General features: G+C 52.1%; 22 protein-coding genes. 5 read left to right on the plus strand and 17 right to left on the minus strand.

Annotated elements, in window-relative coordinates; genetic code table 11:
* Positions 1 to 23: 23 nt before the first annotated feature.
* From OGX99_RS18675 to nhaB, 3 genes are all read right to left on the minus strand, one after another.
* Positions 24 to 1,418: an MFS transporter gene (locus OGX99_RS18675; protein WP_151219443.1), complete on the minus strand. Its 1,395-nt coding sequence runs from the start codon at positions 1,416 to 1,418 to the stop codon at positions 24 to 26.
* 490 nt (positions 1,419 to 1,908) lie between these two features.
* Positions 1,909 to 2,439, minus strand: coding sequence for a disulfide bond formation protein DsbB (gene dsbB, locus OGX99_RS18680; RefSeq protein ID WP_151219442.1), 531 nt, complete (start codon positions 2,437 to 2,439; stop codon positions 1,909 to 1,911).
* Between the two features lie 141 nt (positions 2,440 to 2,580).
* Complete coding sequence (gene nhaB, locus OGX99_RS18685; RefSeq protein ID WP_286544655.1) at positions 2,581 to 4,125, minus strand: Na(+)/H(+) antiporter NhaB; 1,545 nt, start codon at positions 4,123 to 4,125, stop codon at positions 2,581 to 2,583.
* A gap of 236 nt (positions 4,126 to 4,361) precedes the next feature.
* On the opposite strand from nhaB, the gene fadR reads away from it, so the two are divergent.
* The gene (fadR, locus tag OGX99_RS18690; protein ID WP_252837660.1) at positions 4,362 to 5,081 is read left to right on the plus strand and encodes a fatty acid metabolism transcriptional regulator FadR; all 720 of its coding nucleotides are present in this window, start codon (positions 4,362 to 4,364) and stop codon (positions 5,079 to 5,081) included.
* A gap of 31 nt (positions 5,082 to 5,112) precedes the next feature.
* On the opposite strand, the gene OGX99_RS18695 is transcribed toward fadR, so the two are convergent.
* Positions 5,113 to 6,645: a SpoVR family protein gene (locus OGX99_RS18695; protein ID WP_187252304.1), complete on the minus strand. Its 1,533-nt coding sequence runs from the start codon at positions 6,643 to 6,645 to the stop codon at positions 5,113 to 5,115.
* Between the two features lie 322 nt (positions 6,646 to 6,967).
* On the opposite strand from OGX99_RS18695, the gene OGX99_RS18700 reads away from it, so the two are divergent.
* Positions 6,968 to 8,266, plus strand: a complete 1,299-nt coding sequence (locus tag OGX99_RS18700) for a D-amino acid dehydrogenase (RefSeq protein ID WP_043016065.1) — start codon at positions 6,968 to 6,970, stop codon at positions 8,264 to 8,266.
* A gap of 12 nt (positions 8,267 to 8,278) precedes the next feature.
* Positions 8,279 to 9,349 carry a catabolic alanine racemase DadX gene (gene dadX, locus OGX99_RS18705; RefSeq protein ID WP_151219439.1) on the plus strand — a complete coding sequence of 357 codons (1,071 nt, stop codon included), beginning with the start codon at positions 8,279 to 8,281 and terminating at the stop codon, positions 9,347 to 9,349.
* 104 nt (positions 9,350 to 9,453) lie between these two features.
* Here the strand turns inward: dadX and OGX99_RS18710 are convergent, their stop codons facing one another.
* Both OGX99_RS18710 and ldcA read right to left on the minus strand, forming a co-directional pair.
* The gene (locus OGX99_RS18710) at positions 9,454 to 11,187 is read right to left on the minus strand and encodes a potassium/proton antiporter (protein WP_286544656.1); all 1,734 of its coding nucleotides are present in this window, start codon (positions 11,185 to 11,187) and stop codon (positions 9,454 to 9,456) included.
* A gap of 97 nt (positions 11,188 to 11,284) precedes the next feature.
* Entirely contained in the window at positions 11,285 to 12,199 is a 915-nt protein-coding gene (ldcA, locus tag OGX99_RS18715) for a muramoyltetrapeptide carboxypeptidase (RefSeq protein ID WP_286539811.1), read from the minus strand.
* A gap of 98 nt (positions 12,200 to 12,297) precedes the next feature.
* On the opposite strand from ldcA, the gene emtA reads away from it, so the two are divergent.
* Positions 12,298 to 12,909, plus strand: coding sequence for a membrane-bound lytic murein transglycosylase EmtA (emtA, locus tag OGX99_RS18720; RefSeq protein WP_151225551.1), 612 nt, complete (start codon positions 12,298 to 12,300; stop codon positions 12,907 to 12,909).
* An 11-nt stretch (positions 12,910 to 12,920) separates the two neighbouring features.
* Here emtA and ycgR read toward each other — a convergent pair whose 3' ends face one another.
* Entirely contained in the window at positions 12,921 to 13,655 is a 735-nt protein-coding gene (gene ycgR, locus OGX99_RS18725; RefSeq protein WP_187258845.1) for a flagellar brake protein YcgR, read from the minus strand.
* A gap of 201 nt (positions 13,656 to 13,856) precedes the next feature.
* On the opposite strand from ycgR, the gene OGX99_RS18730 reads away from it, so the two are divergent.
* Positions 13,857 to 14,111: a GlsB/YeaQ/YmgE family stress response membrane protein gene (locus OGX99_RS18730; RefSeq protein ID WP_151219512.1), complete on the plus strand. Its 255-nt coding sequence runs from the start codon at positions 13,857 to 13,859 to the stop codon at positions 14,109 to 14,111.
* Between the two features lie 45 nt (positions 14,112 to 14,156).
* Here OGX99_RS18730 and OGX99_RS18735 read toward each other — a convergent pair whose 3' ends face one another.
* The 10 genes from OGX99_RS18735 to OGX99_RS18780 all read right to left on the minus strand — a co-directional run bounded on the left by OGX99_RS18735 (position 14,157) and on the right by OGX99_RS18780 (position 26,813).
* A complete protein-coding gene (locus OGX99_RS18735; RefSeq protein WP_286544659.1) occupies positions 14,157 to 15,869 on the minus strand; it encodes an alpha,alpha-trehalase in 1,713 nt (570 codons plus the stop codon).
* Positions 15,870 to 16,040: 171 nt separating this feature from the next.
* A complete protein-coding gene (gene dhaM, locus OGX99_RS18740; protein WP_151225549.1) occupies positions 16,041 to 17,471 on the minus strand; it encodes a dihydroxyacetone kinase phosphoryl donor subunit DhaM in 1,431 nt (476 codons plus the stop codon).
* A gap of 10 nt (positions 17,472 to 17,481) precedes the next feature.
* Positions 17,482 to 18,114, minus strand: a complete 633-nt coding sequence (gene dhaL, locus OGX99_RS18745) for a dihydroxyacetone kinase subunit DhaL (RefSeq protein ID WP_020996617.1) — start codon at positions 18,112 to 18,114, stop codon at positions 17,482 to 17,484.
* An 11-nt stretch (positions 18,115 to 18,125) separates the two neighbouring features.
* Complete coding sequence (gene dhaK, locus OGX99_RS18750) at positions 18,126 to 19,196, minus strand: dihydroxyacetone kinase subunit DhaK (protein ID WP_151219433.1); 1,071 nt, start codon at positions 19,194 to 19,196, stop codon at positions 18,126 to 18,128.
* 325 nt (positions 19,197 to 19,521) lie between these two features.
* Positions 19,522 to 20,796 (minus strand): Glu/Leu/Phe/Val family dehydrogenase, encoded by a 1,275-nt coding sequence (locus tag OGX99_RS18755; protein WP_151219432.1) that lies wholly within the window; start codon positions 20,794 to 20,796, stop codon positions 19,522 to 19,524.
* A 321-nt stretch (positions 20,797 to 21,117) separates the two neighbouring features.
* Positions 21,118 to 22,086, minus strand: a complete 969-nt coding sequence (locus tag OGX99_RS18760) for a Csu type fimbrial protein (protein ID WP_286544661.1) — start codon at positions 22,084 to 22,086, stop codon at positions 21,118 to 21,120.
* 13 nt (positions 22,087 to 22,099) lie between these two features.
* Positions 22,100 to 24,385, minus strand: coding sequence for a fimbria/pilus outer membrane usher protein (locus OGX99_RS18765; RefSeq protein ID WP_286545325.1), 2,286 nt, complete (start codon positions 24,383 to 24,385; stop codon positions 22,100 to 22,102).
* A gap of 55 nt (positions 24,386 to 24,440) precedes the next feature.
* Complete coding sequence (locus OGX99_RS18770) at positions 24,441 to 25,163, minus strand: fimbrial biogenesis chaperone (RefSeq protein WP_151219430.1); 723 nt, start codon at positions 25,161 to 25,163, stop codon at positions 24,441 to 24,443.
* 14 nt (positions 25,164 to 25,177) lie between these two features.
* Positions 25,178 to 25,708: a Csu type fimbrial protein gene (locus OGX99_RS18775; RefSeq protein WP_151219429.1), complete on the minus strand. Its 531-nt coding sequence runs from the start codon at positions 25,706 to 25,708 to the stop codon at positions 25,178 to 25,180.
* Between the two features lie 373 nt (positions 25,709 to 26,081).
* Positions 26,082 to 26,813 carry a MerR family transcriptional regulator gene (locus OGX99_RS18780; RefSeq protein WP_187253008.1) on the minus strand — a complete coding sequence of 244 codons (732 nt, stop codon included), beginning with the start codon at positions 26,811 to 26,813 and terminating at the stop codon, positions 26,082 to 26,084.
* Positions 26,814 to 26,970 lie beyond the last annotated feature (157 nt).

Raw genomic sequence — 26,970 nt, forward strand, 5'->3', positions numbered from 1 at the left:
CGCGCATCCCACGCTCTCAGGTCTCAAATCGCATCCTCCGGCAGGTTGAGATCGCGACCGCGCGTTTCCGGAGCGAAGAAAGTCGTCACTAGTCCAATAGCAGCCATGAGCGAAAAATAGAGGGCAATAGGCCACCAGTGGCCGTAAAACGAGAGTAACGCTGAGGCGACGAGTGGGGCCGTACCGCCAGACATAATGGATCCCAGCTCTTTTGCGAAAGCCATTTTGGTATAACGGTTGGTTACACCAAACAGTTCAACTCCCCATGCCGCCTGAACCCCAAAAATTCCCAGGGAAGCGAGTCCCATTCCCGTAATAATTGTTGGGATAACAATCCACGGCTCGCGGGAATCCAGCAACATGAATGCCGGGAATGCATACAGGATAAGCAACAGACAAAACCAACGATAGGTGATACGTCTTCCAAACCGATCAGAAAGCCAACCTGCTAGTGGAATAATGGCAAACCCCAGAATTGAAGCGATAAAAACCGCCAAAGTGGGGACCGATTTATCAACCATCAGCACTTTGGCAACATAGCCAATAATGAATCCTTGTGCCAGGTAGGAGGGACCATTTTCGCCGATACGCAATCCGACCATAGTCCAGAACGCACGGGTGCGTTGCCAGAAACTACGTGTGTCGTGCTGCTGCATCTCCTCACCTTTACGAAGCGCATTCTCTCGTTCGGCCTGCAGGAGTGCTTTTTGACGTTCAAATACCGGCGTTTCACGCATATGACGCCGTATAAAGAGGGCGGTGGCGGCGATAAGGAAACTACAAAGAAAAGGAATACGCCACCCCCAACTTAATAAGGTGTCTTTATCCATTTGCAGCACGATGAGCCAAACCAATGAGGCCAACAACGTACCGCTATTTGAACCCAGGGCGATAATCGAAGAGACCAGACCGCGGCGTTTAACAGGGGCATATTCACCGAGCATGACGGTGCCGCCTGACAATTCTGCACCGGCGCCCAGCCCTTGGGAAAATCGTAAAATAACCAGACACACCGGCGCCCAAACGCCAATTTGTGCGTAGCTGGGAATTAAACCGATCAACATGGTTGATACGCCCATTAGCCCGATAGTGATAACCATCACAATTTTTCGGCCATGACGATCGCCGATCCAGCCGAATAACAGCGCGCCGATGGGACGGGCGATAAACCCAACGGAATAGGCTGCGAAGCTGGATAACAGCGCCATAACAGGCGTTGCTTCGGGAAAAAAGATGTCGCCAAATATAATGCCAGCCGCGAGGCCATACAGAGCGAAATCGGCATATTCCATTGTTGTGCCCAGCCAACAAGATAATGCCGCTCGCCAGAATTCGCGGCGTCCTTCAGGTGTTTCCAACCGTTGCTGTGCGGCTTGCTGACCGTCAGTTACGGGTACAGAGGATGAATGCGTGTTCATAAGAACTCCTTGACGTTATCTGCCAATAATTGCGCGCGCTTTAACTTTATCTATTCTACTCGGGTAGATATTGCATTTTTACTGCAAATTAATAGATCTACTCGGGTAGATAAACTAGTAGAAAGATTCCAAATTGAGGGGTAGATCACTTATAACGGAAAATTGTTACAGAAAATTGATCATCGGCATTCGATGCAGCGCGAGTTTTACCGGGCTAGCCGTTGCGGGGGAAAGTTACTCTCAACGACGTATTAGTATGCCGAGCTTAAGCTCTTCGCTTGAATCAGATTGTAAGCCGTTGTTGAACTCGTGCTGACTGATTGCAGCAAACTCATACGAAAGCCATTACGACGACATATTCTCTTAACCGGTAAAAAAAGCTCACAACGGTGACATTGTGAGCTTTCTGTACCTAAGATGGACGTCTTACGGATGTTTTATATTACAGTGCGTTAAACCAACGTTTAACGCTCCCGAATGCGCGTCTCTGTTAGCGACCGAAGAGGTCACGTTTTTTCGGTTTAAACGGCTGCGCTATGACTACCAGCACGGCGACCACCAGGTAGGCGGCGAAGATCCCCAACAGCCACTGCGGCATTTCCAGGGTTAAAAAAGACCACTGGCGTTCAGCACAGTCGCCGGAGGCTAAAAACACTTGCGGAAGCCATTTGTCCAGCGGCAGCCAGCTCGGGAAGCGGGCGGCAAAATCACAGGTCATAAACGGTGAAGGATAAAGCTGAATCATGGTGTGTTCATACGCCAACTGAAACCCGCGCCAGGCGCTGTAAATCCAGATAACCATCGCCACATAGCGCAGCGGCGTTTTTGGCGCGATAGCCCCTACCAGTCCCGCTCCCATTACACCGAATAATGCGCTACGTTCGTAGATACACAACACGCACGGTTTTAGCAGCATGACGTGCTGGAACCAAAGCGCGACGAGCTCCAGCGCAAAGGCGGTTAACGCCAACAATAACCATGCTCCACGACCTCGGGAGCACTGGTTTAAAAATCGCAACATAATCATTTCCCTGCAACATGCGTAGAGACCGCAGTTTAAACCAATTCAACTTATGCGCCACTAGCGGTAATTGAAAATTTGCGTAATCGGATATTTATCATGCAAAAAGTCAAACCGGGCAGTGATTTGCCCGGTTAATTGTTATGAAAGTGTAGCTAACCAGCCCGTTTGGGCCATCCACTCGGTCACCGGAACAAGTGTGAACTCTACGCAAAGCAGACCGACGAGTGTCAGAACAAGGGTATAAGGGAGAGCCATCCACACCATGCGGCCATAAGACAGGCGTATCAACGGTGCCAGCGCGGAGGTCAGCAGGAACAGGAATGCCGCCTGGCCGTTTGGCGTGGCCACGGAAGGCAGGTTGGTCCCGGTATTGATCGCCACCGCTAACAGTTCATATTGATTGAGGCTGATAGTTCCCTGTTCCAGCGCGGCTTTGGCCTCGTTAATGTAAATTGTGCCGACAAATACGTTATCAGAAATAGAAGACAGCAGGCCGTTGAAGAGGTAGAACAGCGTCAGTTGGGCATGTTCGGAGGATTGTAAAACAAACTGAATGATTGGCGAGAAAAGCTGTTGATCGATAATAACCGCAACAATTGAGAAGAACACAGTCAACAGGGCGGTGAAAGGCAGCGATTCGGTAAACGCTTTACCAATCGCATGTTCGTCAGTAACGCCAGTCAACGAGGTTGCCAGAATAATCACCGATAAACCAATTAATCCGACTTCCGCCAGATGCAGGGCCAGAGCAATCACCAGCCAGACACCAATAATCGCCTGGATAATCAGTTTGATTTTGTCCTGGCGAGTACGTTGCTTACGGCTCTGATCGTCAAACTGTTGCAGAACGTCACGCACGGTCTCCGGCAACGTATCGCCATAGCCAAACCAACGCAACTTCTCAACCAGCACACAGGTTAGCAGGCCGCAAATCAGCACCGGGACGGTGACCGGCGACATGCGCAGGAAGAAGTCACCAAAATGCCAGCCAGCTGCTTTGGCGATAATCAGGTTTTGCGGTTCGCCGACCATGGTCATCACGCCGCCTAACGCCGTACCGACACCCGCATGCATCATCAAACTGCGCAGAAAACCACGGAACTGCTCAAGAACGACCTTATGGTGCTGATCGATATGGCTGTCATCAAGCATATTATTGTCTTCCGTGCGGGAAGAGGCGACACGATGGTAGATACCATAAAAACCGACCGCTACGCTGATCACCACGGCCACGACGGTCAGCGCATCAAGAAATGCCGAGAGAAAGGCGGCGGCAACGCAAAATGCCAGTGACAGCAACGCCTTAGAGCGAATAGTGAGCAGCAAACGGGTGAAAATAAACAGCAGAAGCTGCTTCATAAAGTAGATGCCAGCCACCATAAACATCAGCAGCAAAAGCACTTCAAGGTTAGCGGCAACCTCTTCACGCACATGTGTAGCGCTGGTCATGCCAATCATGACTGCTTCTATGGCTAACAACCCGCCCGGCAGCAGCGGGTAGCATTTTAGCGCCATCGCCAGCGTAAAAATGAACTCGGCTACCAACAGCCAGCCCGCAATGAAGGGATTAATGAAGAAAATAATCGGGTTAACGACTAAGAAGATGAGTAGTGCAAGTTTGTACCAGTCAGGTGATTGACCTAAAAAATTGCGCCACATAGCGCGGCCCCATGATAGCTCCATGGTGATTTCCCTACCTTTAAAAATGAAATCATGTTTTTATGTTTGACCGCAAAGCTTAGCGGGAGGAGGGAGTACAGGCAAGCTATTCACGTGACGGGCAAGCCTGGTTGTACTTCAGCGTTATCTGGAAAATGAAGCCTTGATCCACTTTTTCTTCATTGCGTCAGCTATCAGCTATGTGACCCGTCTGGTATGATAACTGTAACTATGTTTTGCTGTGTAATGGAATTATCACTATGGTCATTAAGGCGCAAAGCCCGGCGGGGTTCGCGGAAGAGTACATCATTGAAAGTATCTGGAATAACCGCTTCCCACCTGGCACTATTTTGCCCGCTGAACGTGAACTCTCTGAACTTATTGGAGTGACACGTACCACGTTACGCGAGGTATTACAGCGTCTGGCGCGGGACGGTTGGTTGACCATTCAACACGGCAAACCGACGAAGGTGAATAACTTCTGGGAAACTTCGGGGCTGAATATCCTTGAAACGTTGGCGCGTCTCGATCATGAAAGTGTGCCGCAGCTGATCGATAATCTGCTGTCTGTGCGTACCAATATTTCGACAATCTTTATTCGCACCGCGTTTCGCCAGCATCCTGATAAAGCGCAGGAGGTCCTGGCAACGGCAAATCAGGTTGCCGACCACGCTGACGCCTTTGCCGATCTGGATTACAACATCTTTCGTGGACTGGCATTTGCCTCCGGCAACCCGATCTATGGTTTGATTCTCAATGGCATGAAAGGATTGTATACCCGCATTGGCCGTCATTACTTCGCCAATCCGGAGGCGCGCGCGCTGGCGCTGAGCTTCTACCGTAAGCTGTCAGAACTTTGTGAGCAAGGTGCTCATGAGCAGGTATATGATACGGTGCGTCGCTATGGTCACGATAGTGGCGAGATTTGGCATCGTATGCAGAAGAACTTGCCGGGCGACTTAGCCATTCAGGGCCGCTAATTAGAAACCCCTCATTTGAGGGGTTTTATTATTACAGACCGTTCATCCTCGGCGGGCAACGCTCCAGCAGCTCCACGCTGCCATCTTCATTCTGCTGCTCCAGCATCACGTCAAAACCCCATAACCGGTGCACATGCTTAAGCACCTCTTTGCGTCCTTTATCCAGCGGAGCACGGTTATGCGGAATATAGCGCAAGGTGAGGGAGCGGTCACCGCGTAGATCGACATTCCAGATTTGAATATTCGGCTCCAGGTTGCTCAGGTTATATTGCGACGACAACCGGTTACGAATTTCACGATACCCTTCCTCGTTATGAATCGCGGAAATCTCCAGATAGTTATGACGATCGTCATCCAGTACGGTGAACAGGCGGAAATCACGCATCACCTTCGGGGACAGGAACTGACTGATAAAACTTTCATCTTTGAAATCGCGCATCGCGAAATGCAGGGTTTCCAGCCAGTCGGATCCGGCTATATTTGGGAACCAGTATTTGTCCTCTTCGGTTGGCGACTGGCAAATACGTTTGATATCCTGGAACATGGCAAAACCGAGGGCATAAGGATTTATTCCGCTATACCACGGACTGTTGTATGGCGGTTGGAACACTACGTTGGTATGGCTATGCAGAAACTCCAGCATAAACCGTTCCGTGACTTTACCTTCATCATAAAGGTGGTTCAGGATGGTGTAATGCCAGAAAGTAGCCCAACCTTCGTTCATCACCTGTGTTTGTTTCTGCGGATAAAAATATTGGCTGACCTTGCGCACAATGCGCAGCACTTCGCGTTGCCAGGACTCCAGCAGCGGGGCGTTCTTCTCCATGAAGTACAGCAGGTTTTCCTGTGGCTCAGAGGGATAACGCCGGGCTTCCGCCACGCTTTTCTCTTCCTCTTTCTTCGGCAGCGTGCGCCACAACATATTCACCTGGCTTTGCAGATACTCTTCACGGCTTTTTTGCCGGGCTTTTTCTTCCTGTAGGGAGATTTTTTGCGGGCGTTTGTAACGGTCAACGCCGTAATTCATCAACGCATGACAGGAGTCGAGGAGCTTTTCGACTTCATCCACGCCATAGCGTTCTTCGCACTGGGTAATATAGTTTCGCGCGAAGATCAGGTAATCGACGATGGAACTGGCATCCGTCCAGCTACGGAACAGGTAGTTGTTTTTGAAAAAGGAGTTATGTCCATAGCAGGCATGCGCCATCACCAGCGCCTGCATGGTAATGGTGTTCTCCTCCATCAGATACGCGATACACGGATTGGAGTTAATAACAATCTCATAGGCCAGCCCCTGCTGACCATGCTTATACAAGCGTTCGGTTTCAATAAACTTTTTACCAAACGACCAGTGAGGATAGTTGATCGGCATCCCAACGCTGGAATACGCGTCCATCATCTGTTCGGAGGTGATCACCTCGATTTGGTGCGGGTAGGTATCCAGTCTGTAGAGTTTCGCCACGCGGTCTATTTCCGCCAGATAGACATCCAGCAGATCAAACGTCCAGTCGGGTCCATCGCTTAACCGTGTGCTGTCCTTGTTCATGGAATCAATCGTAGCCATTCGCGCACCCTCATTGTTGGCGGCACTCTCTGTCTGGAGTACCTCATTTCAAGCATAGAACATGGTGTTAAAAAACGTGCTGTGGCAGAAATTTTTTCTTTGCGATTTCACGTTAGCGAGGCGTCGAAAAATGGCATGGTTGCAAAATTTTATGCTGGATAAAAATAACGCGCAGCAGGAGATGCCAAAGCAAAGAGTTCCGCGCTGTTACCGCTATATGTGAGATAAGTCACCATAAAAAAGCCATATGTTGAATAATATTTTCAACTGAGTTATCAAGATGTAATTAGATGATTGTTCTTTTACTGTTAACGGAGTGGCTATGCGAGTTGTCATACTGGGAAGTGGTGTCGTTGGCGTGACCAGCGCCTGGTACTTAAGTCAGGCTGGACACGATGTCACCGTCATTGATCGTGAGCCCGGTCCGGCACTGGAAACCAGTGCGGCGAACGCGGGGCAAATCTCTCCAGGTTATGCAGCACCATGGGCGGCGCCAGGCGTACCGCTTAAAGCAATTAAATGGATGTTTCAGCGCCATGCTCCGCTGGCCGTTCGCCTCGACGGGACGCAGTTCCAGTTGAAATGGATGTGGCAAATGCTGCGCAACTGCGACACCAGCCACTACATGGAAAACAAGGGGCGGATGGTGCGCCTGGCTGAATACAGCCGTGATTGCCTGAAAGCGCTGCGTGCCTCTACCGGTATCGAGTACGAAGGACGTCAGGGCGGAACGTTACAGCTGTTCCGTACCGCTCAACAGTATGAGAACGCCACCCGCGACATCGCCGTGCTCGAAGATGCGGGCGTACCCTATCAGCTCCTGGAAGCAAGCCGCCTGGCGGAAGTCGAACCGGCGCTGGCGGAAGTCGCGCACAAGCTGACCGGCGGTCTGCGTTTACCGAATGACGAAACCGGTGACTGCCAGCTGTTTACCCAGCGTCTGGCGCTGATGGCGGAGCAGGCGGGCGTTAAGTTTCGTTTTAACACCCCGGTCGATAAGCTACTGAGCGATGGCGAGCAGATTTATGGCGTTCAGTGTGGCGAAGAGATAGTCAAAGCCGATGCCTATGTGATGGCGTTTGGCTCCTATTCCACGGCGATGCTGAAAGGGATCGTTGACATTCCGGTCTATCCGCTGAAGGGCTATTCTTTGACCATTCCGGTGGCGCAAGATGACGGTGCTCCGGTTTCAACTATCCTTGATGAAACCTACAAAATCGCCATTACCCGCTTTGATAACCGTATTCGCGTTGGCGGCATGGCGGAGATTGTGGGCTTCAATACTGAATTGCTACAACCCCGTCGTGAAACGCTGGAGATGGTTGTACGCGATCTCTTTCCACGCGGTGGGCATGTGGAACAGGCGACCTTCTGGACCGGGCTGCGTCCGATGACCCCGGACGGTACACCGGTGGTCGGGCGAACCCGTTTCAAGAATTTGCTGCTTAACACCGGGCACGGCACCCTGGGCTGGACAATGGCCTGCGGTTCGGGTCAGTTGCTCAGCGACATTCTCTCCGGTCGCACGCCGGCTATTCCTTACGACGATCTGAGCGTGGCGCGTTACAGTCCGGGGTTTACTCCGTCTCGTCCACGACATTTACATGGCGCACATAACTGATAAGGACGTGAGATGACCCGCCCGATACTGGCCAGCATTGACCTGCAGGCGTTGAAACAAAACCTGACCATTACCCGCCAGGCAGCGCCGGACGCCCGCGTCTGGTCGGTGGTGAAAGCTAATGCCTACGGACACGGCATTGAACGTGTCTGGAATGCGCTGGGCACCACCGACGGTTTTGCCATGCTCAATCTTGAGGAAGCGATAACCCTGCGTGAACGAGGATGGAAAGGCCCGATACTTATGCTGGAGGGCTTTTTCCACGCCGATGATCTGATCGTGTATGACAAATATCGTCTGACCACCTGCGTGCACAGTAACTGGCAGCTAAAAGCGTTGCAGAATGCGCGCCTCAACGCGCCGCTGGATGTTTACCTGAAGGTGAACAGTGGTATGAACCGGCTGGGTTTCTTACCAGAGAGAGTATCAACAGTCTGGCAACAGCTGCGGGCAATGCCCAATGTCGGCGAAATGACATTAATGTCGCACTTTGCTGATGCGGAGCACCCGGAGGGGATCCAGGACGCCATGACGCGCATTGCCCGTGCGACAGAAGGGCTGGAATGCAAACGGTCGCTGTCCAATTCGGCCGCCACGCTGTGGCACCCTGAAGCGCATTACGATTGGGTTCGCCCTGGTATTATTTTGTACGGTGCATCGCCGTCGGGGCAATGGCGGGACATTGCCAATACCGGCCTCAAACCGGTAATGACCCTGAGCAGCGAGATAATCGGCATACAGACGTTGAAAGCCGGAGATCGGGTGGGCTACGGTGGACGCTATACCGCCAGCGGCGAGCAGCGTATTGGCATTGTGGCGACTGGCTATGCAGACGGTTATCCGCGCCATGCTCCAAGCGGAACGCCGGTGCTGGTGGATGGCGTTCGCACCGGTACGGTTGGAACGGTTTCAATGGATATGCTGGCGGTAGACCTGACGCCGTGCCCGCAGGCGGGGATAGGGACCCCAGTGGAGCTGTGGGGCAAAGAGATTAAAATTGACGACGTGGCCACTTCTGCCGGAACGGTGGGCTATGAGTTGATGTGTTCTCTGGCGCTGCGCGTACCGGTTGTGACAGTGTAACGTTTGCGGTGTGCCTGATGGCTCTGCACTGATTAGGCCTATGGAGTCATTGCATTTCATAGGCCGGGTAAGGCGGCGCCGCCACCCGGCAAAAAACATCCACGTTACTCATCTTCATCTTCAGCCACGCGAACACCAACTTTCAGCACTGCATTGTCTTCTTTCTCAGCTACAGTCCAGATCATGCCAGCAAATTCAACCTGGTCACCAACGACTGGCGCGGCGCCAAGCAGATGCTGGACAATTTCACCGAGTGTTTGCTGCTTATCGCGATACTCTGTGCCATCTTCCAGGCCATAAATCAGCGCCACATCGGCATATTTCGCGCTGGCTTCGAGAATGAAATCACCGAAGAAACGCTGATCTAACGACACCGGCGGCGACTGGCTGAACAGCTTGCCGAGAGCAGGGAGATCGCGTTCACGGCCAATGACACACAGAACGTCGCCTTCACGCAGGCGGGTACTGCCTGAAGGGTGAAACAGCACGTTGTCACGAAACAGGGCGGCAATTCGCGTCTCTTCTGGCATATGCAAGTCGCGCAGCGCGGCGCCTACACACCACTTATCCGCGCTGAGCTGGTAAACAAACTGCTCCCAGGGATTGTCCGGATGAATATCCAGACCAATGCGCGAAACGGGCCAGCCAACGGGAGGAACCACCACTTTGGCTTTTTTAGCCGCCCACGAAAGCGACGTTCCCTGAAACAGCAGCGAGATCAGTACCACGAAGAACGCGACGTTAAAAAACAGGCGCGCGTTTTCCAGGCCCGCCATCATTGGGAAGACGGCGAGGATGATCGGCACCGCGCCGCGCAAACCCACCCAACTGATGAAAATGCGCTCGCGCAGATTAAAGCCACGAAACGGCAGCAGTCCGGCAAAGACCGAAAGCGGGCGGGCAAGGAATATCATCCACGCAGACAAAATCAGCGCAGGGATTGCGATAGGTAGCAGGTCCGACGGCGTAACCAGTAGTCCAAGCACCAGGAACATGGCGATTTGCGCCAGCCAGGCCAAACCGTCGAAGTTTTGCAGAATGCCAAACCGGTTGCGGATTGGGCGATTACCCAGCAGAAAACCACACAGATAAACCGCCAGAATACCGCTGCCTTCCAGCGCGGTAGTCAGGGCAAAAATCAGGATCCCGCCGCTTAATGCCAGCAGCGGATAAAGCCCGGCAGGCAGTGAAATACGGTTAATCATTTGCTGAAGCAGGTAGCCGCCGCCGAGACCCAGTATGATGCCTAAGCCAAACTGCTGGATTATATGTACCGCAAACATCCAGCTTAAACCGGTCTCGTGATTTTGGATCATGGCGATAAGCGTAATGGTTAAAAACACCGCCATCGGGTCGTTACTACCGGATTCAATTTCCAGCGTCGAGCCCACACGTTCGTTGAGTCCTTTGCCGCCGAGCAGGGAGAAGACCGCTGCGGCATCGGTTGAGCCGACAATCGCGCCAATCAGCAGCCCTTCAATGAGATCCAGATGAAACAGCCATGCCGCCATAATGCCAGTGAGACCAGAGGTGATCAGCACACCCACGGTCGCCAGCGATAATGCCGGGCCCAAAGCGACGCGAAAAGAGCTGGCCTGGGTGCGCATCCCGCCATCAAGCAGGATAACCGCCAGCGCCAGGTTACTCACCATGTAGGCAAAAGGGTAGTTATCGAAAGGAATACCGCCCACGCCGTCGACGCCCGCCAACATACCGATAGCGAGAAATATCACCAGAATAGGGATACCAAGACGTGATGAAAATGAACTGAGTAAGATACTGCAGGTGACGAGAACGGAACCCAAAATAAAAAGGCTAATAATTGCTGCGGCATCCAACGTTCGGTTACTCCTGAATTACGCTGTTTCGTATTAACAAACCCTAACATAATAACGACAGAAACAGCGTTTAACTTAGCCCTGTTAGCCGCTTTTTTTACGATTTAAGTATCGGATGCCCACTTAAGGTGAGCTGAGTGCTGTTTTTATCATTTTTCAGCACCGCATTCGCCCCCAACGGTAGGGTTACGGTACGTTGTTCATGGCCAAAATCGAGGCCGCTGATTAATGGAACGGACAATCTGGCGCGCAGAAAATCACAAACTGAATCAAGATTGTAACCCGCGTCGTAATCATTAGGCGCGCTGCCGCTAAAACTGCCGAGAATAATCGCGTTTTGCCGGGCCAGTATGCCTGCGTGATACAATTGCAGCAGCATGCGCTCGATGCGAAACGGATGCTCGTTAATGTCTTCCAGTACCAAAATGCCGTTTTCGATAGCCGGCATCCACGGCGTACCCATCAGCGAAATGATCATCGCCAGATTTCCGCCCCATAGCGTCCCTTCAGTCGCACACTCGGGGCCGTTACCCTGCCATTCGAGGGTAAATTGGGCATTGCGTAAAGCTTGCCAGAAATGGAGCTCGGTAAAGGGGTTCATCTCTTCGGCGCCGAAATTAGCCGCCAGCATCGGGCCGCTGAAGCTAATCACATTACCCTGCGCCAGTAGACCACACTGGATCGCCGTAAAATCGCTGTGCCCACACAGCAGCAATGGGTTTTGTTGCTGGCGAGCCGCAAGTGCCTGCCAGTCAATATCTGCCAGCAAACGGCTCGCGCCATAGCCGCCACGTACCGCCATCACAATGGTATCAGGCGATTTCAGATTTACGAGCGAGTTTAAATCAGCCAAACGCTCTGCTTCTGTACCTGCAAAACGCTGACAGCGGCGCGCAATGACCGCTGTATTATCGACCTGATGACCGGCCTCAGTAAGACGCGCAAGCCCACGTAAGGCAGCCTGCTGGTTGATACAGTAGCCCGACGGGGCAATTAAGTGAAACCGGGACATGGCATTTCCTTGCTACAACTAAAACCAAATGTATATCATGCCGCGTAGGTATGTCGTTGTCACCTCAGCGACAGGTTCCGGCTATAAGGATAGATGACGTGAAATTGAGATGGTTTGCTTTTTTGGTTGTATTACTTGCGGGCTGTAGTTCAAAACAGGATTACAAAAATCCGCCATGGAATGCTGAAGTTCCGGTTAAACGCGCAATGCAATGGATGCCGATCAGTGAAAAAGCCGGAGCGGCCTGGGGTGTCAGTCCACAATTGATTACCGCCATTATCGCCATTGAATCAGGCGGTAACCCGAATGCGGTCAGTAAGTCTAATGCGATTGGTCTGATGCAGTTAAAAGCCTCGACTTCAGGCCGCGATGTTTATCGTCGTATGGGGTGGAGCGGAGAGCCGTCGACCAGCGAGTTGAAAAATCCAGAGCGCAATATCTCGATGGGGGCCGCCTACCTGAGCATTCTGGAGACCGGACCGCTGGCCGGGATCGAAGATCCGCAGGTGATGCAATATGCACTGGTGGTCTCGTACGCCAACGGCGCGGGCGCACTGCTGCGGACGTTCTCATCCGACAGGAAAAAAGCCATCAATAAGATCAACGATCTCAGCCCGGATGAATTTATTGAACATGTTGCGGATAATCATCCGGCGCCGCAGGCTCCGCGTTATATCTGGAAGCTTCAGCAAGCGCTGGATGCGATGTAAAGCCGGGGATGCTAACCGCGCACCTTGTTCGACTTTTCCCGGGCTTCGCGCTCAAGGGAAAAAATAATCCGCTGTAAGTTCCGCTCCACCGCCGGGCCGACGTTGAGAAAACGAAAGCTCAGGCGGGGAGTGGTAATAGTTTCGTTTTTACTGTCGATAACTTTGCGTTCGCTAATGGAAATAAGCTGGGCGTCAACGTGATACACCCCCCATTGCTCCATGTTCAGCTCAACCTGCGAGAAACGCATGCCTTCTGTCAGGCCTTCCGGTTTTGCCGTTTCTAACAGCCCGCCCATACCACCGAGAGACAAATCGAATAAGCGAAAACACAGCGTACTGTTGTCCGGCATTTTTACCGTGCAGCGATAGGGGGGATGCAGTGGAGCACCGATGCGGAAATACTCCCGACGCTGGACGAACCACAGGGAAGGCGGCAACGATGAGATAAATGCTGGCAGCCGCTGATATTCGCCTTTCTTAAGCTGCGGCAGGGTGAATTCCACTTTGGCGCCCTGCGTTTCGGCGATAATCGAGATCTGAGTGGCTCGCTGCACAGCCTGGTTTTCGTATTCCTGACTGCCAAAATCCATGATCAGTTCGTCCGGGCTGACCGCCAGTATTTTGCTGATGAACTGGCCACCTGACCAGGATATACGCAGCGGAACCTGCTGCGAATTCAAGTCCCGGAGTACGCCTAACACCGCTAACGGATTTTGCTTCAGGAACTGCTCATTGTAGTTACTCACACCTAATGACTCCTGGATGCCTGGTTTATCGTTGGATTATCGGCATCAATCAACGGAACTTAATACAAATGAATGAAATTTTTTACCCACGCCAATGAATTCAGTCTGCGTGAAAACAACATATAACGATGGTTTGCCTATACTTTAAAGGCTGGCGCAAGAATGTCTTGCGCGTGCGTTCACTGGAAAGAGGGCCTGAAAATGGGAATTATTGCCTGGATTATTTTTGGTCTGATTGCGGGGGTTATCGCCAAACTGATTATGCCGGGGCGCGATGGCGGTGGATTTATCCTGACCTGTATTCTCGGTGTTGTCGGCGCTGTGGTCGGTGGATGGTTGGCAACGATGTTTGGTATCGGCGGTGATGTCAGCGGATTTAATCTCCACAGCTTCCTGGTGGCCGTGGTCGGCGCGATTATTGTGCTGGGTGTCTTCCGGCTTGTACGACGAGATTAATCGAACGGCCCCTCAAGGGGCCGTTTCTCTATAATAGAAAGTTGATCAAGGCGTCGGTTGAGTCTGTTTGTTAGGCTCAGCTGGTGTTGTACTTGCCGGGGTTGGTCGCGATGCGGGTACGCTGTCACAAGGCTTTTCTTTGGCGCAGATCAGGTCGAGCATTTTTAGCGTTACGCCGTTGGTCCAGCCAAAACCATCCTGCAACGGATATTCCCCACCGCCACCGCCGGTACCTGTGGTGCTCACATCATACTTTTCAACCAGCTTTTGCTCACGATCGTAGGTGTGCTGCACGTTAGTGAGGAATCGCCAGGTCACGTCCATCGCAACGTCATCCTGGCCGTAATTCTGTAACCCGGATGCTGCGACCCACTGCAGCGGGGCCCAACCGTTGGGGGCATCCCACTGCTGACCGCTTTTCACCGATGTGGTAGCAAGGCCGCCGGGTTGTAGCAGATGCGCCTGGGTTGCCGCGGCCACTTTGCTGGCGCGATCTTTAGCCGCGGCATTGACATACAGCGGGAACAGGGCAGCGGCAGTGAGTTGGTTGCGTACTTTATGACTCTTCAGATCGTAGTCGGCATACCAGCCTTCTTTGTCGTTCCACAGATACTTTTCGATCCCTTTTTGTCGGGCATTGGCGAAGCCTTCATACTGTGCCGCTTTAGCATCATCACCTGCGGCTTTGCTGGCGAGGGCGATCATCTTTTCCATTTTGAACATCAATGCATTGAGATCGACCGGAACAATGCTGGTGGTTCGCAGGGTGCCTAATTGATTAGGGTTATCCATCCAGCGGGAACTAAAGTCCCAGCCAGAAGCAGCGGCAGAACGCAGATCGCGGTAGATTTCTGTGGCCGGTCGGTTCGGGTTGCTTTTAGCGGTGGCGATATCCTCCACCCAGGACTCTGGCCTTGGCGTATCGCGGTCATCCCAGTAGCGGTTCAAAATGGTGCCGTCATCCAGTTTTACCACGCGCTTATTCTGCTGACCGGGCTGGAGCGTGTCGACGCCTTCCATCCAGTATGTGTGCTCTTTGAGCATTTGCGGGAGGTATTTTTTCAGCGCGTCATCCCCGTCGTGCTGTGCCAGCAGCTCAACCATAAAGGCAAAGAACGGTGGTTGGGAACGGCTCAGATAGTAGGTGCGGTTGCCGTTAGGAATGTGTCCCCAGGCGTCTATCTCGTAAGCGAAGTTTGCCACCATGTCCGAGACCTTATCCCAGTGATTGCTTTCGGCAAGCCCCAGCATGGTGAAATAGCTGTCCCAATAGTATATTTCGCGAAATCGCCCGCCAGGCACCACATACGGCTCCGGAAGTGGCAACAGAGAGTCCCATTTTTCAGCGTCGGTTGTCGAACGGGTGAGGACCGGCCACAGTCCGTCAATGTGCTCGCGTAATGATTGCCCGGCCGGGGGAACGTATTTCTCGCCGTCTTTCGGCAAAGTGAAATTCACCTCCACAAAATGGCGTAAATCAAATCCGGATTGATTTTTCTGCATCCGGTAATCGGCAAGGATCATGAGAGGATCGCTGTTAGGAACCGCATCAGCAAAGGTTTTCTGGTCAGGAAACAGTTTGGCCGTTTGTATATCGTTAAACAGAGGTCCAAGCAGGATATCTGGCGGCTGCGGCGGAGCGGCTGGTGCGTCTTCTGCATTGACGGCAAAAGAGGAAAGGGCAAAAAAGGTACTGGCGAGTGTCAGTTTTATTGCAACAGAAAGCAGGCCTGGATGGCGAGTTGCAGGTGTTATCATCGGTTAATCTCCTTAGCGGCGTGCCAAAGTAGCGGCATTTACCATGAGAAAACCTTAGTTCAGGATCGACTGTTGCGTGTGATTGACGCCCCATTTTGCGAATAAACAGACATTTCCCGACGTGGGCAAACAGGATGCACACCCTTGGTTGGGAAGGGTGTGCAACCGTCATCAATCCGCGTGGGTGATTCGTTGCGTCACGCAGTCAAGAGTCAGGGCGTCACCCATTTTGATGCTATCAACAGCCTTGCCCTGCTGACATACGTAACACAACCCCATGGCACGGGCGATAATTGCCGGGTGGGAGGCATCGCTCCCGTCTCGCAGACAGACGCCCTGGACTGCCTTCGGATCGAGTTGCAGGATCGTAGATGGATAGATGACATCAGCGACCAGAATAGTGGGGCGAATGAAGGCGGGAATTTGCACGATCTCCCCCGTCAAATGCTGCAGCGAACGCGATAATAAATCTTCTATATCAATGTATCGGGCCTGCAGGTAGGGATCGTCGAGCTGTAAATACTGCTGGCTGAGATCGCTCAGCACGTGATGCCAGGCCCAGGCAGCGCTACACTGTGTCTCCTGCATTAAATCGCAGGCCATATCAAACAGATCGGGATCGTCCAACAGCGTGTGATGACCGGAGAAAATAGCGGCGATATCAGCGGAATATCGCTCTTCCGCAAGCGCGGTTAGTGCGCTTAAATCGTTCAGCGTGTTTTGGATAGCGACCCGTAATCGCTGCTGGTCTGCCTGAGGTGATGCTGTAGGCTGCTGGCTGACCTCTGGTGAGAACGGTGTATAACAGAATGCCGTTCCCGTTGCCTGTGGGGGGACCTGCGTGGCTACGTTATCAGCATTCGCGGGCTCGAGCGATTCACCAAAATTCTCTGCCGCCAGCCGTTTGAATGCGGCCAGCGCATCTTCTGCCTGTTCGCCCTTGGCAATCAGGCGCAGCATATCGTTACAGCGCACCTGCAGCAGAGCTATCTGATTCAGGCTATCAGGCACGACGCACTTGCCATTTTTCTCCAGCCACATGTCGGCGTTAAAGCCGGACAGCGCGGAAACCAGCCGTGAAGCTGGGCGAACGTGGATGCCGTTAGGGTTTTTCACCACAATGGCAACTGAACGTGCATCTGCATCGGGTACTAAGTCAGGAGACGTTGACTTTGCTGCAGATGGCGAAGGTAAACCCAATTGCTCACATTTGGCGTCGAGGGCGTTCATGGCATCACAAATGACCCGTTCGATATTCGCCCCTGCGGCAGCACTCACCGTTGCGGCCAGCGTGCCTTCAACCAGCGGCGCGGCACACAGACGCACTTTGGCGGCAATCGCAGGATCGAGCAGTTCCAGCGCGGTTTCCGCACTCAGTAGCGCACTCCCAATATCCATCATCACCAGCACGTGATCTGTGTCGGCTACGGACTCGATGGCTCCCATCACCTTAATAGGATCGGTGCCAATCGGATTCTCAGGATCGTCAATGCCTGCGGCAATGGCGATTTTGCAACCATCACCCATTAACATCTGCCGGGCTAGCGTGCCGACGCCTTCGCCCAACTGGGCGCTGTGAGAAACAATAACCAGGTTTACCATCGCTTTATCCTTACTCTCTGGACGCCTGAGCCAGCATTTGCATCATAAACATAACGGAGGTTGCGCCGGGATCCTGATGTCCAATGCTGCGCTCACCAAGATAGCTGGCGCGACCTTTGCGGGCCTGCATGGTGATGGTGCTTTGTGCAGCGGCTTCCGCTTGTTGGCTTGCTGCTTCCAGAGCCGCCTGGACGCTCAGCTTCTGCTCGCAGGACTGGCGTAAAGACTCCACTACCGGCAGCCAGACATCACACATGGTTTTGTCGCCAGGTTCAGCTTTACCGCGGCTAATCACACCCTCTGCGCCATCTCGCATCATTTGATATAACTCTTCAAGCGTCAGGCTTTGATGGGCCTGCGTTACCTGGGCGGCGCGGATAAAAAAGGTGCCAAACAGTGGACCACTGGCACCCCCGACGCTAGAGAGCAGTACCATGCCGGTATTTTTCAAAATAAAACCGATGTCTTTATCGGCGATGGACGGGAGCTTTTCGACGACTTTGCTAAAGCCACGATGCATGTTCAGACCGTGGTCGGCATCGCCGATTTCCCGATCGAGACCGGTGAGAAAATCACTTTCGGTGGTGAAAATTTCACCGCAGCGATAGAGCCAGTTAACAATCTGCGTTCTGTTGAGGGACATCATGAATCTCCTTATTTACCCCAGTTGAGGGCGGGGGTGTGAACCGGTGCATCCCATAAGTTCAGCGTTTCGTCATCCACCTGTAACAGGGTGATTGAGAAGCCGGTCATATCCAGAGAAGTACAGTAAGAGCCGATCAGGTTGCGCTCAATGACAATACCTGCATCCTGGCAACGGCTTTCGAGGCGGTTGTACACGCCGAAGAGTTCTGACAGCGGCGTTGCACCGAGATTATTGACCAGCGCAATGACGCGGTCGCCGCTTTGTAACGCACGTTTGCTTTCTTTACCTTCCTGCCACGCGCCCTGAACGTTGTCCCAGTGGCGGAGTGTACGACTGTAGTTGCCGTTTGCCAGCAGGGTATCGAACATTTCATCTACGGTCTGATCAAGAGAGGTGAAGGTGCGGCGGTCAATGCCCGGCTCCCCATGAATACCCACGCCAAACTCCATTTCGTTATCCTGCAACGTGAACGACGGTTGTCCGGCGGCCGGAACGGTACAAGCACCAATGGCTATCCCTATGGAGTGGCCCAGGTTATTCAGTTTACGACCCAGCGCTGCGCAGACTTCGAGTGAGTCACCGCGTTCGGCAGCCGCGCCGACCAGTTTTTCGATCAATACGGTATTCGCCACGCCACGCCGACCGGCGGTATACAGACTGTCTTTCACTGCTACGTCATCATCCACTACCATGGTGGTGACCTTGACGCCGCTTTCGTGCAACAGCTCGGTGGCGGTTTCGAAATTAAGAATGTCACCGGTGTAATTTTTGATGATCAGCAGTACGCCTTCGCCGCCATCAATTTGCATGGCGCATTCGAACATTTTATCCGGGGTAGGTGAGGTAAAAATCTCTCCCGGACAGGCGCCAGAGAGCATACCCTGACCAATATAGCCGCAGTGCATCGGCTCGTGCCCGCTGCCGCCGCCGGAAAGCAGCGCCACTTTGCCCATTACCGGCGCATCAGCGCGGGTGACATAGACCGGATCCTGATGCAGCGCCAGGGAAGGATACGCTTTCGCCAGTCCGGCGAGTTGTTCATTCAGTACGTCTTCAACACGGTTAATCAATTTTTTCATTATTTATGCTCCGCAGACAGTCCTGGATGGCTGCCGGATTCGGGCAGGCATCTGATGTAGGGTATCGGTTTGTACATCGCCACGGCGACTGCTCGCTGCCGATAAAGTAATTTTGCACACGGGTTTGCAAAAGAAAATTGCTGTAAATGGCGTTTCAATACGAAACATAGCAGCATAATAATGTTCCGTATTGGAACGTCATGGTGCATAAAACAGCGAAAGTGAGAGGTCGGGTGGTATTTGTGCGGAAAGTATTTGAACGGGTTTTTATGGAAAACACACCACCTGCAGAGCGGGTGGTGTGGAGGCATGGTTGATTTCGGCGTTAGCCCGGATAAATTCCGCGATCTTTACGTGCCAGCAGAATGCGTTCGCAGGCAACGATGTAGGCTGCAGTACGCAGGGAGCAGGATTTCTCTGCGGCTTTTTCCCACACGTGCACCATCGCATCGGTCATAATTTTGTCCATGCGATTGTTGATCTCTTCTTCGCTCCAGAAGAAGCTTGCCATATCCTGAACCCATTCGAAGTAGCTGACGGTTACGCCGCCGGCGTTACATACCACGTCAGGGACAACGATGATACCGCGGTTTGCCAGAACGTCGTCGGCGTCCGGATAGGTTGGACCGTTGGCACCTTCGAGTACCAGTTTACAGGTCAGCGTTTCCGCGCGTTGGCGGGTGATCTGCCCTTCGAGTGCAGCCGGGATCAGAATATCCATCTCCAGACTCCAGAAGGCTTCGCTGGCAATGGTTTCAGCGCCCGGGAAACCGGCTATCTGTTTGTGCTCCAATTGCCAGGCAGACAACGCGGCCATGTCGATTCCAGTGGTGTTAAACAGCGTAGCGGTGTGATCCTGAATCGCGACGACGCGTGCGCCAGCTGCCGCGAACAGTCTGGCTGCTTCGCTGCCAACGTTACCAAAACCTTGCACCGCGACGCGGGCACCTTCAACGTCGATATTGGCACGACGCGCCACTTCCAGACCGCTGACGAAAACGCCACGACCGGTGGCTTTATCACGGCCTAACGAGCCGCCGAGGTGAATTGGCTTACCGGTGACCACGCTGGTCACAGTGGTGCCGTGGTTCATGGAGTAGGTGTCCATCATCCAGGCCATTACTTTTCCGTTAGTCCCTACATCCGGCGCAGGAATGTCTTTCTGTGGCCCAATGATAATGCCAATTTCGCTGGTATAACGGCGGGTCAAGCGTTCCAGTTCGCCTTCGGACAGCGAGAACGGATCGACGCGCACGCCGCCTTTTGCACCGCCGTAAGGCAGGTTCAACGCTGCGCATTTGATGGTCATCCATGCGGACAGAGCCATCACTTCATTAAGATCAACATCAGGATGATAACGCACACCGCCTTTGCCCGGACCACGGGAGAGGTTATGTTGCACGCGATACCCTTCAAAATGACGGATAGTACCGTCATCCATCTGCACCGGTATATCGACAATCAGCGCGCGTTTTGGGTGGCGCAGGGTATCCACCCAATGGGAAAGTTCGCCCAGGTAAGGGGCCACACGCTCGATTTGTTGCAGGTAGGTATTCCAGGCAGATGTGCTGCTATCTGAAGCGTAAGATAACTTATCCATGATAAACCTTAGTTATAAAAGTAATATGTTCTTAATTTGGCCGTGGTATACAGTGAATCTCACCATATAAACTTAAATTTAACATTTTTTTCATAGGGCGGTCTGTCCAACCAACACGGATTATCACCATGATTAGTATGGTCTTTAACTTATGATTGAATAATTATTCTTTGTTTTTGCTTGTATTTGGGTTGTTTTGCGTGACTGATAATTTAATATGCAGAATATATAAAAATCGTAATTTGTCAGATTTATGACGCACCTCTAAAAGTAAACAATATGATAACAAAATGTATTTGCTTTATTGCGTTTAAGCTGAAGTCAGTAGGTTACAGCGATGGTGACGGTATCGGCATAGCTGTCAGGCGTGTAGTTCGCACTGGGAACGGTGGCGTAAACCGGGTAGGAGGTGGTTGTCCCTGTACCGTTCCCCGTAACGGTATTGAGTGAAGTATTGCCCCAGACCGTACCGGAAGGTCCTGGCGTCGAGCTAAGCTGGTAGGGGACTTTGTCCGTATTTGACCCCGTGCCCGTCATCACGCCGTTGCCTGTTGTATTACCGTTGGAGGGCTGAAGCCCGATGGTGTAGGGCGTGTTATTGGAACATGCTACGCCCACGGTATTTGACGCCGTTAGATTACGTCCGGTTGCCCTGGCTGGTGCAAAGCTAATGTCGGTAGCAGAGGTGATGTTGCACTGTTTGCTGACGGTCGCCGATACCGTGAAAGGAAGCCTGGCAGCAACGGTATCACCACAGGTGGTTGGCGGGAGAAGTAATCCAGGATTGAGGGTGACAAAGGCTGTCGCCGTCGTATAAGTATCCTGATAGTTACCGGGAACGGCTGAGGTTTGTGGCGTGGCGATCTGTGCTGATACCGTGAGTGAGCCTGTCACTGGCGTCAGATTCAGCAGGTTAAGCTGAACCATTGGGAAAGTCGTTCCCGACTGATACTGGCTCCCCCAGATTTTAGTGTGTCCGGGATCCTGGTAAAGCTGATATGCCAGCGTTTGGGCAGGTGTTCCATTTAATGACATATTCCGGGGTGTTACCTGACCACTGACGGCTGAGGCACCAATATTAAAACAGAGATTGATCCCTGCCAGCGCGTCGCCAAGCTCTTTGGCGCAGGTGTAATTGAACGTCATTGATGACGTTGCGCCCGTTGCCGACAGCGGATTCACCGAACCCAAATTTATGGGCTGCACATTGCTCACCGAACAGGTCACCGCATGGCTAATTGCCGGACAAAAGAGTACGGTAGCGATGAGTAGCAGATGTCTTAATCTCATGAGCGCACTCCTGTTATTGTGGTCGGCAAGCCAGCGGTCCTATTTGCGCAATCCCTTTCGTTGACGCAGGATAGTCAAATTGCACGCGACAACTGCCAGTGTCCGTATCAACGCGTAGCGTATTGTGCTGCTCCAGCGCGTCGAACCAGGTCATCCCATCAAAGCCAACGACAGATGATTGTCCCGTTCCGCTGACGGAATAAGCCATGCTGCCTTCGGGAATGGGGTTACCCTGATTGTCGACAAGAAGGATCTGCGCGGCGCGTACGGCAGTGATGCCAAAGCTGACCAACGCGCCGGAACGATCGGCAGGCGTAGCGTTCGCCTCGACGCGTGCGATCCGCATATTGGCGGGTAGATCCATCGGGTCAATACTGATCAGGTTTTTTTGATAGCTATTCAGCGGCGAGACCAGCAGTAGTCCCTGGTCGTTGCTGCGGCCAATCAGGTTATTTTGCAATTTAATCGGAACATCAGGAACGCCGTCAGTGGATACGACGGCAAAACCATTGTTGATTTCCCGTGCTGCAAACAGGCCGCCTCCCATGGTTACCAGCGATCCGGTTGCGCCAGCATAGCCATAATGGTTATGCGGTAAACGGCTGAATCCCGCGTACGCTTTGCCATAACGCCCCAGATATCCGACTTCGCCCTGACCGCTTTGCCGGGAAGCTTGCTGACTGGTGGCCAGATTCCAGCCCCAACCGCCGTCGGCAGGGGGCGTCTTGCTGGCGTTGAGCTGGTAGCTGGTTTCATCGTTGGTGCGTTGTAGCGTGCTGCTGGCGCTCAGATTGTGATCAGTGGTAATCGTTACCATCAAATAAAGACTGCGATCGCGGTTGTCGTCAATGTTCTGGTTGAGTCCGGCGTTCAGTGAGATGTTGTCTGTAACTGATTTGAACCAGCTGGCGTTAGCATAGCGCACCGCATTTTCGTGCGGGTAACGAAACTGCAGGTAACTCAGGCTGACGTTACCGGCAGATTCCAGCGAATAGCCAATGACCGTGTTGCTGTTAAGCGTTGGAGGCGGCTCACCATAATGGGTGGCGACATCGCGATAATCACCAGAAGTTGCCGTTGTACTGGTACTGAAATTAAACCGTTCGCCGGACCAACGATAACCAAAACTGTACAGAAATCCGTTCTGCCCTGAATCGGTGCTTGCGGCAAGTGACGTCGAAAATGTGCCGCTGCGGGTTCCCGGGATCCAGTCGTTACTAAAGCCTGCGTTAATCAGTCCATCGCTGGTTTCCGCGTGAGTTCCGGCGGTGAACGTATTGCTAAACCCGCGACGCCATGTACCACTCAATACCGGTGCGCTGGCATAATCGAAAGAGGAGTAACCATAGTTTTCGCGTACCGCGCCTAACTCAGCCGACCAGGCGGTTAATCCTTCTCGCAGAAGTTGTTGATCGTTGTAGAACGAGAAATTTTGTACGCTCGTTCTGCCCAACGCGTCTGTCATCATCACCTGACCCGTTCCCGCGCCGCTGATGTTAGGCAGGGTATTGATCTGAAAGCTACCGGCAGGGACTTCTCCGTTATAGTACCTGACGCCATCGACGTACAGCTCTACGTTTGACGGCAATGTTGCAGAGCCCAGATAAGCAGGGAGGGGTGTAGTTGGCATATAGGGCTGCAGACCAAAATCAGTTCCAATCTGAATGCCGCCGATACGCGTCGGCCGAGACCAGATAAGTGAACTGGTCAGGGTATCGCCAGCGGTTATCGCCAACATCGTTTCGGGAAATGATGTACGCCAGCTGGTATCAAGGCGCTCAACGCTGTTATTTGCATATTCCTCGGTGGAATACTGTGTCAACTGGGTCGTGCTGAGTACGCCTGCGGCACTGAAGGCGCGAAGTTCGCTGAAGGTATTGATTGCGCTTTCATCACCCTGTTGGCTATAGATATCGTAATTGAGCAGCGCTCCGCGTGAGGTTGTCGCCGTCGGCGCGGTTTCTGTGGGCGAGCTAAGCTGCGTGGTCGCAAGATTGAGTGAACTCAGCGGGGCGGTAAGCGAAAGCGTTTGCAACTGAGCGTTGTAGTCAATGGTAAGCTGAGGGATATCGTTCAGGCAGACGACATTAGTGGCGTCTGGCGCAAAGCGAAAGCCCATTTTTCGTAGGGTGTCTGCTCCTGCATAGAACTTTCGATCATCGTAACCCAGATGCACCAGTCCAACGGAATTTCCATTTAAGGTGACGTCGAGATACAGATCGATACCCACAAGTCGCGATGCGCCATTAATAACACCGTTTTCATTCTGGTGATTGTTCTGCGTTTGTGCGCAAACCATTCCCGAAATTAATACCCCATTGAGAAAGCAATAGTTCAGCAGAAGCCAGGATCTGTTAAAGGTCTTGTACTGTTTTTTGGCCATTGATTGTTACTTCAACTTTCCCGCCATAATGCGTATCACTGGCTGACGGAGAGACTATCCAGCGCATTGTTGAGCCGGGCAAAACGTAGCCTAACAGTCCGGGTGTAATGACTTTTTTAGCCCCGCCAGGGCTTATAAAAGTTGCCGCAGATAATTGTGCATGACCATTTCCCAGGTTGCTGACTTCAATAAATTTTTTGCCATCCAGTTGTTGTAATTTCCATTGCAGTTTTGCCTGCGTTTGCGCAGATGATGCCGGTTGGATGAAAACGGGGACGGAATAACGCAGTACAAATTGAAGCTTGTTTTTCTCAACTTTTGCAGGCGGCAACTCATCTATCGATAACCGATAAGCGTCTTCTGCCTGTGTCGAGGGTGGCCCCGTTCGAATAACGCGAATCAATTGACGTTCTCCGGGGGCCAATGCCAGCATCGGCGGACTAATGACCAGCCCCTGAGAGGGCGAAAGTTTGTCGTCGTAAGCGCTTTGGCTCCAGCGAAAAACCCGAACCTGGGCATTAAGCACATTTTCACCTGCGTTACTCAGCCAGATACCATCGGCATTTTGCGTCGCTTGCAGCGTTAACGTGACCGGTGCGATTTGCAATCCGCTGGCGGAGGCAAAGTTGACGTTCGCAACCATCCCTAACAGGCATGCGCAGGCATACTGCGCAACAGGCAGTTTTACTTTCATGTGGTTTCCTGAAGTTAGTAGTTAACGTTAACTGTTACCGTGTCGGCATAGTCGTCAGGAGTGAAGTTGGCGCTCGGTGCGGTGGCATAAACAGTATAAATTTGCGCCAGGCCGGTCCCCGTAGCTGCTACGCCGTTTCCCGGCGCAGTGTCGGTGGCTGTGTTCCCCCACACCGGACCTGTTGCTGATGTACGATTTAGTTGATAGGGCACTTTATCAGTATTGGAGGCAGCATTAGCCACGGAGGACATGGCACCTGAGCCTGTCGTCGTCCCTCCATTAGCGGCTGACGGCGCCAGACCGATAAAATAAGGCGTGGTCTTTGAGCAATTAACCGAAATCGTGTTGCTTGCGCTAGTATTCGTTGCCGTGGTATTCACTGGTCCAAGAGTGATATTTGAAGCCGAACCGGCGGTCACGGTACAGGCCTTTTGAATCGTCATCAGTACCTGAAATGTTCCATTAACGGTTGCTGCATGAGCCACAGGAATAATGGAAAAGGCGCAGCAACAAAGAATTAAGCGTTTGTTTAAGACCAGGGCCATATCCTATACCTTTTTCAAATAACCACATTTATTACCTTAGAAAAACAACAATGTGGCATAAGAAGACATGATTTAACCCTAGAATAAGTATTAGGCGTACGCCAGTTGGACTAATGAAGTTTACTTACGAAAAAGGTGATGGCGTCTACAAAAGAATAATACCAATGGGTGAGTATTTTGTTTTTTTTCTGTGCTACGCGCGGGTTAAGACAGGTGAAAACGGACAATTGATTCGTTCGATGGCACTCAAAATAAGCATCATAAATCAGAATTTGTAAGATCTGTTCTCTTCAGTGTGAAAAAATGAGCAAGTGATAACCCACCTATTTTGGGGTCATCAACATTATGATGCTGTTATGGCCACCCTCGATAGTTACGGACAGTGGAAAATGACTTTGTAACCTTGCTCATTCCAGTGTTGTAGCAGCTCATTTTGTCTTCGGGTTGGCGTAATACCGGTCCAGACAAAAAGCGTTTGCCCTGGGAAAAGTTCTGGTCTTGGTGTTTCAATGGGTTCAGCAAGCACGGCAATATGCCAGCCTGATTGCGATAATCGCCAGGATTCGAGCCATAAACGAGTTCTGTCTTCAACATCCCAGGCCATCAGGATGGCATCTTTCCCTGATTTGCGTCGCGTCTCAGACAGCAGTGTTGCAACATATTCAATCAATGCACCGTCAAGCATACTGTTCATAATGCGGGATGTATTATGGTCAAGCATCAGCCGTTGACGTACGGGAAGAAAAACGTGATCAATTAATGCTTCAACTGGGTAGACACGACCGAGTGAGATAATTTTGGCTCGAAGTTTCGGCGGGTTCACCATGCGAAGAATGCCCATCATCTCTTCTTGCAGTTGATTCCAGTCGTCGTCAGTTTCACGAGTGCTGGTTTCGAGCAATGCTTTAACTTTGCCAACAGGCGTGCCATTGTTAATCCAACGTTTTATTTCCTCTATACGTTGGATATCTTCTTCATCAAAGAGTCGGTGACCACCTTCGCTGCGCTGGGGTTTGAGTAAACCGTAACGCCGCTGCCATGCCCGGAGAGTGACAGGATTTATCCCGCAACGTTCTGCGACATCCCCAATACTGTAATACGCCATAACTCCCCCAAACATTCCCGATTCTCCGTCACCGATATGCAATTCCTGTTAGTTTGTACAACATGCATCAAATTGTACAAAACTGACATATGATTCTAGCAAAATTAAGATTTACTTTACTATCATGTATGGCGCAAATGCTGAAATTTATATTCAA

Source organism: Citrobacter sp. Cu096 (assembly GCF_030332285.1).
Classification (GTDB): Bacteria; Pseudomonadota; Gammaproteobacteria; order Enterobacterales; family Enterobacteriaceae; genus Citrobacter; species Citrobacter meridianamericanus.

Excerpts from the sequence above, each read along its gene's own strand:
- OGX99_RS18675 (WP_151219443.1), bottom strand. The coding sequence starts at position 1,418 with ATGAACACGCATTCATCCTCTGTACCCGTAACTGACGGTCAGCAAGCC.
- ldcA (WP_286539811.1), bottom strand. The coding sequence starts at position 12,199 with ATGTCCCGGTTTCACTTAATTGCCCCGTCGGGCTACTGTATCAACCAG.
- OGX99_RS18700 (WP_043016065.1), top strand. The coding sequence starts at position 6,968 with ATGCGAGTTGTCATACTGGGAAGTGGTGTCGTTGGCGTGACCAGCGCC.
- nhaB (WP_286544655.1), bottom strand. The coding sequence starts at position 4,125 with ATGGAGCTATCATGGGGCCGCGCTATGTGGCGCAATTTTTTAGGTCAA.
- dsbB (WP_151219442.1), bottom strand. The coding sequence starts at position 2,439 with ATGTTGCGATTTTTAAACCAGTGCTCCCGAGGTCGTGGAGCATGGTTA.
- OGX99_RS18780 (WP_187253008.1), bottom strand. The coding sequence starts at position 26,813 with ATGGCGTATTACAGTATTGGGGATGTCGCAGAACGTTGCGGGATAAAT.
- OGX99_RS18760 (WP_286544661.1), bottom strand. The coding sequence starts at position 22,086 with ATGAGATTAAGACATCTGCTACTCATCGCTACCGTACTCTTTTGTCCG.
- fadR (WP_252837660.1), top strand. The coding sequence starts at position 4,362 with ATGGTCATTAAGGCGCAAAGCCCGGCGGGGTTCGCGGAAGAGTACATC.
- OGX99_RS18770 (WP_151219430.1), bottom strand. The coding sequence starts at position 25,163 with ATGAAAGTAAAACTGCCTGTTGCGCAGTATGCCTGCGCATGCCTGTTA.
- dadX (WP_151219439.1), top strand. The coding sequence starts at position 8,279 with ATGACCCGCCCGATACTGGCCAGCATTGACCTGCAGGCGTTGAAACAA.
- OGX99_RS18730 (WP_151219512.1), top strand. The coding sequence starts at position 13,857 with ATGGGAATTATTGCCTGGATTATTTTTGGTCTGATTGCGGGGGTTATC.
- OGX99_RS18755 (WP_151219432.1), bottom strand. The coding sequence starts at position 20,796 with ATGGATAAGTTATCTTACGCTTCAGATAGCAGCACATCTGCCTGGAAT.
- OGX99_RS18765 (WP_286545325.1), bottom strand. The coding sequence starts at position 24,385 with ATGGTTTGCGCACAAACGCAGAACAATCACCAGAATGAAAACGGTGTT.
- OGX99_RS18695 (WP_187252304.1), bottom strand. The coding sequence starts at position 6,645 with ATGGCTACGATTGATTCCATGAACAAGGACAGCACACGGTTAAGCGAT.
- OGX99_RS18735 (WP_286544659.1), bottom strand. The coding sequence starts at position 15,869 with ATGATAACACCTGCAACTCGCCATCCAGGCCTGCTTTCTGTTGCAATA.
- OGX99_RS18775 (WP_151219429.1), bottom strand. The coding sequence starts at position 25,708 with ATGGCCCTGGTCTTAAACAAACGCTTAATTCTTTGTTGCTGCGCCTTT.
- dhaK (WP_151219433.1), bottom strand. The coding sequence starts at position 19,196 with ATGAAAAAATTGATTAACCGTGTTGAAGACGTACTGAATGAACAACTC.
- dhaL (WP_020996617.1), bottom strand. The coding sequence starts at position 18,114 with ATGTCCCTCAACAGAACGCAGATTGTTAACTGGCTCTATCGCTGCGGT.
- dhaM (WP_151225549.1), bottom strand. The coding sequence starts at position 17,471 with ATGGTAAACCTGGTTATTGTTTCTCACAGCGCCCAGTTGGGCGAAGGC.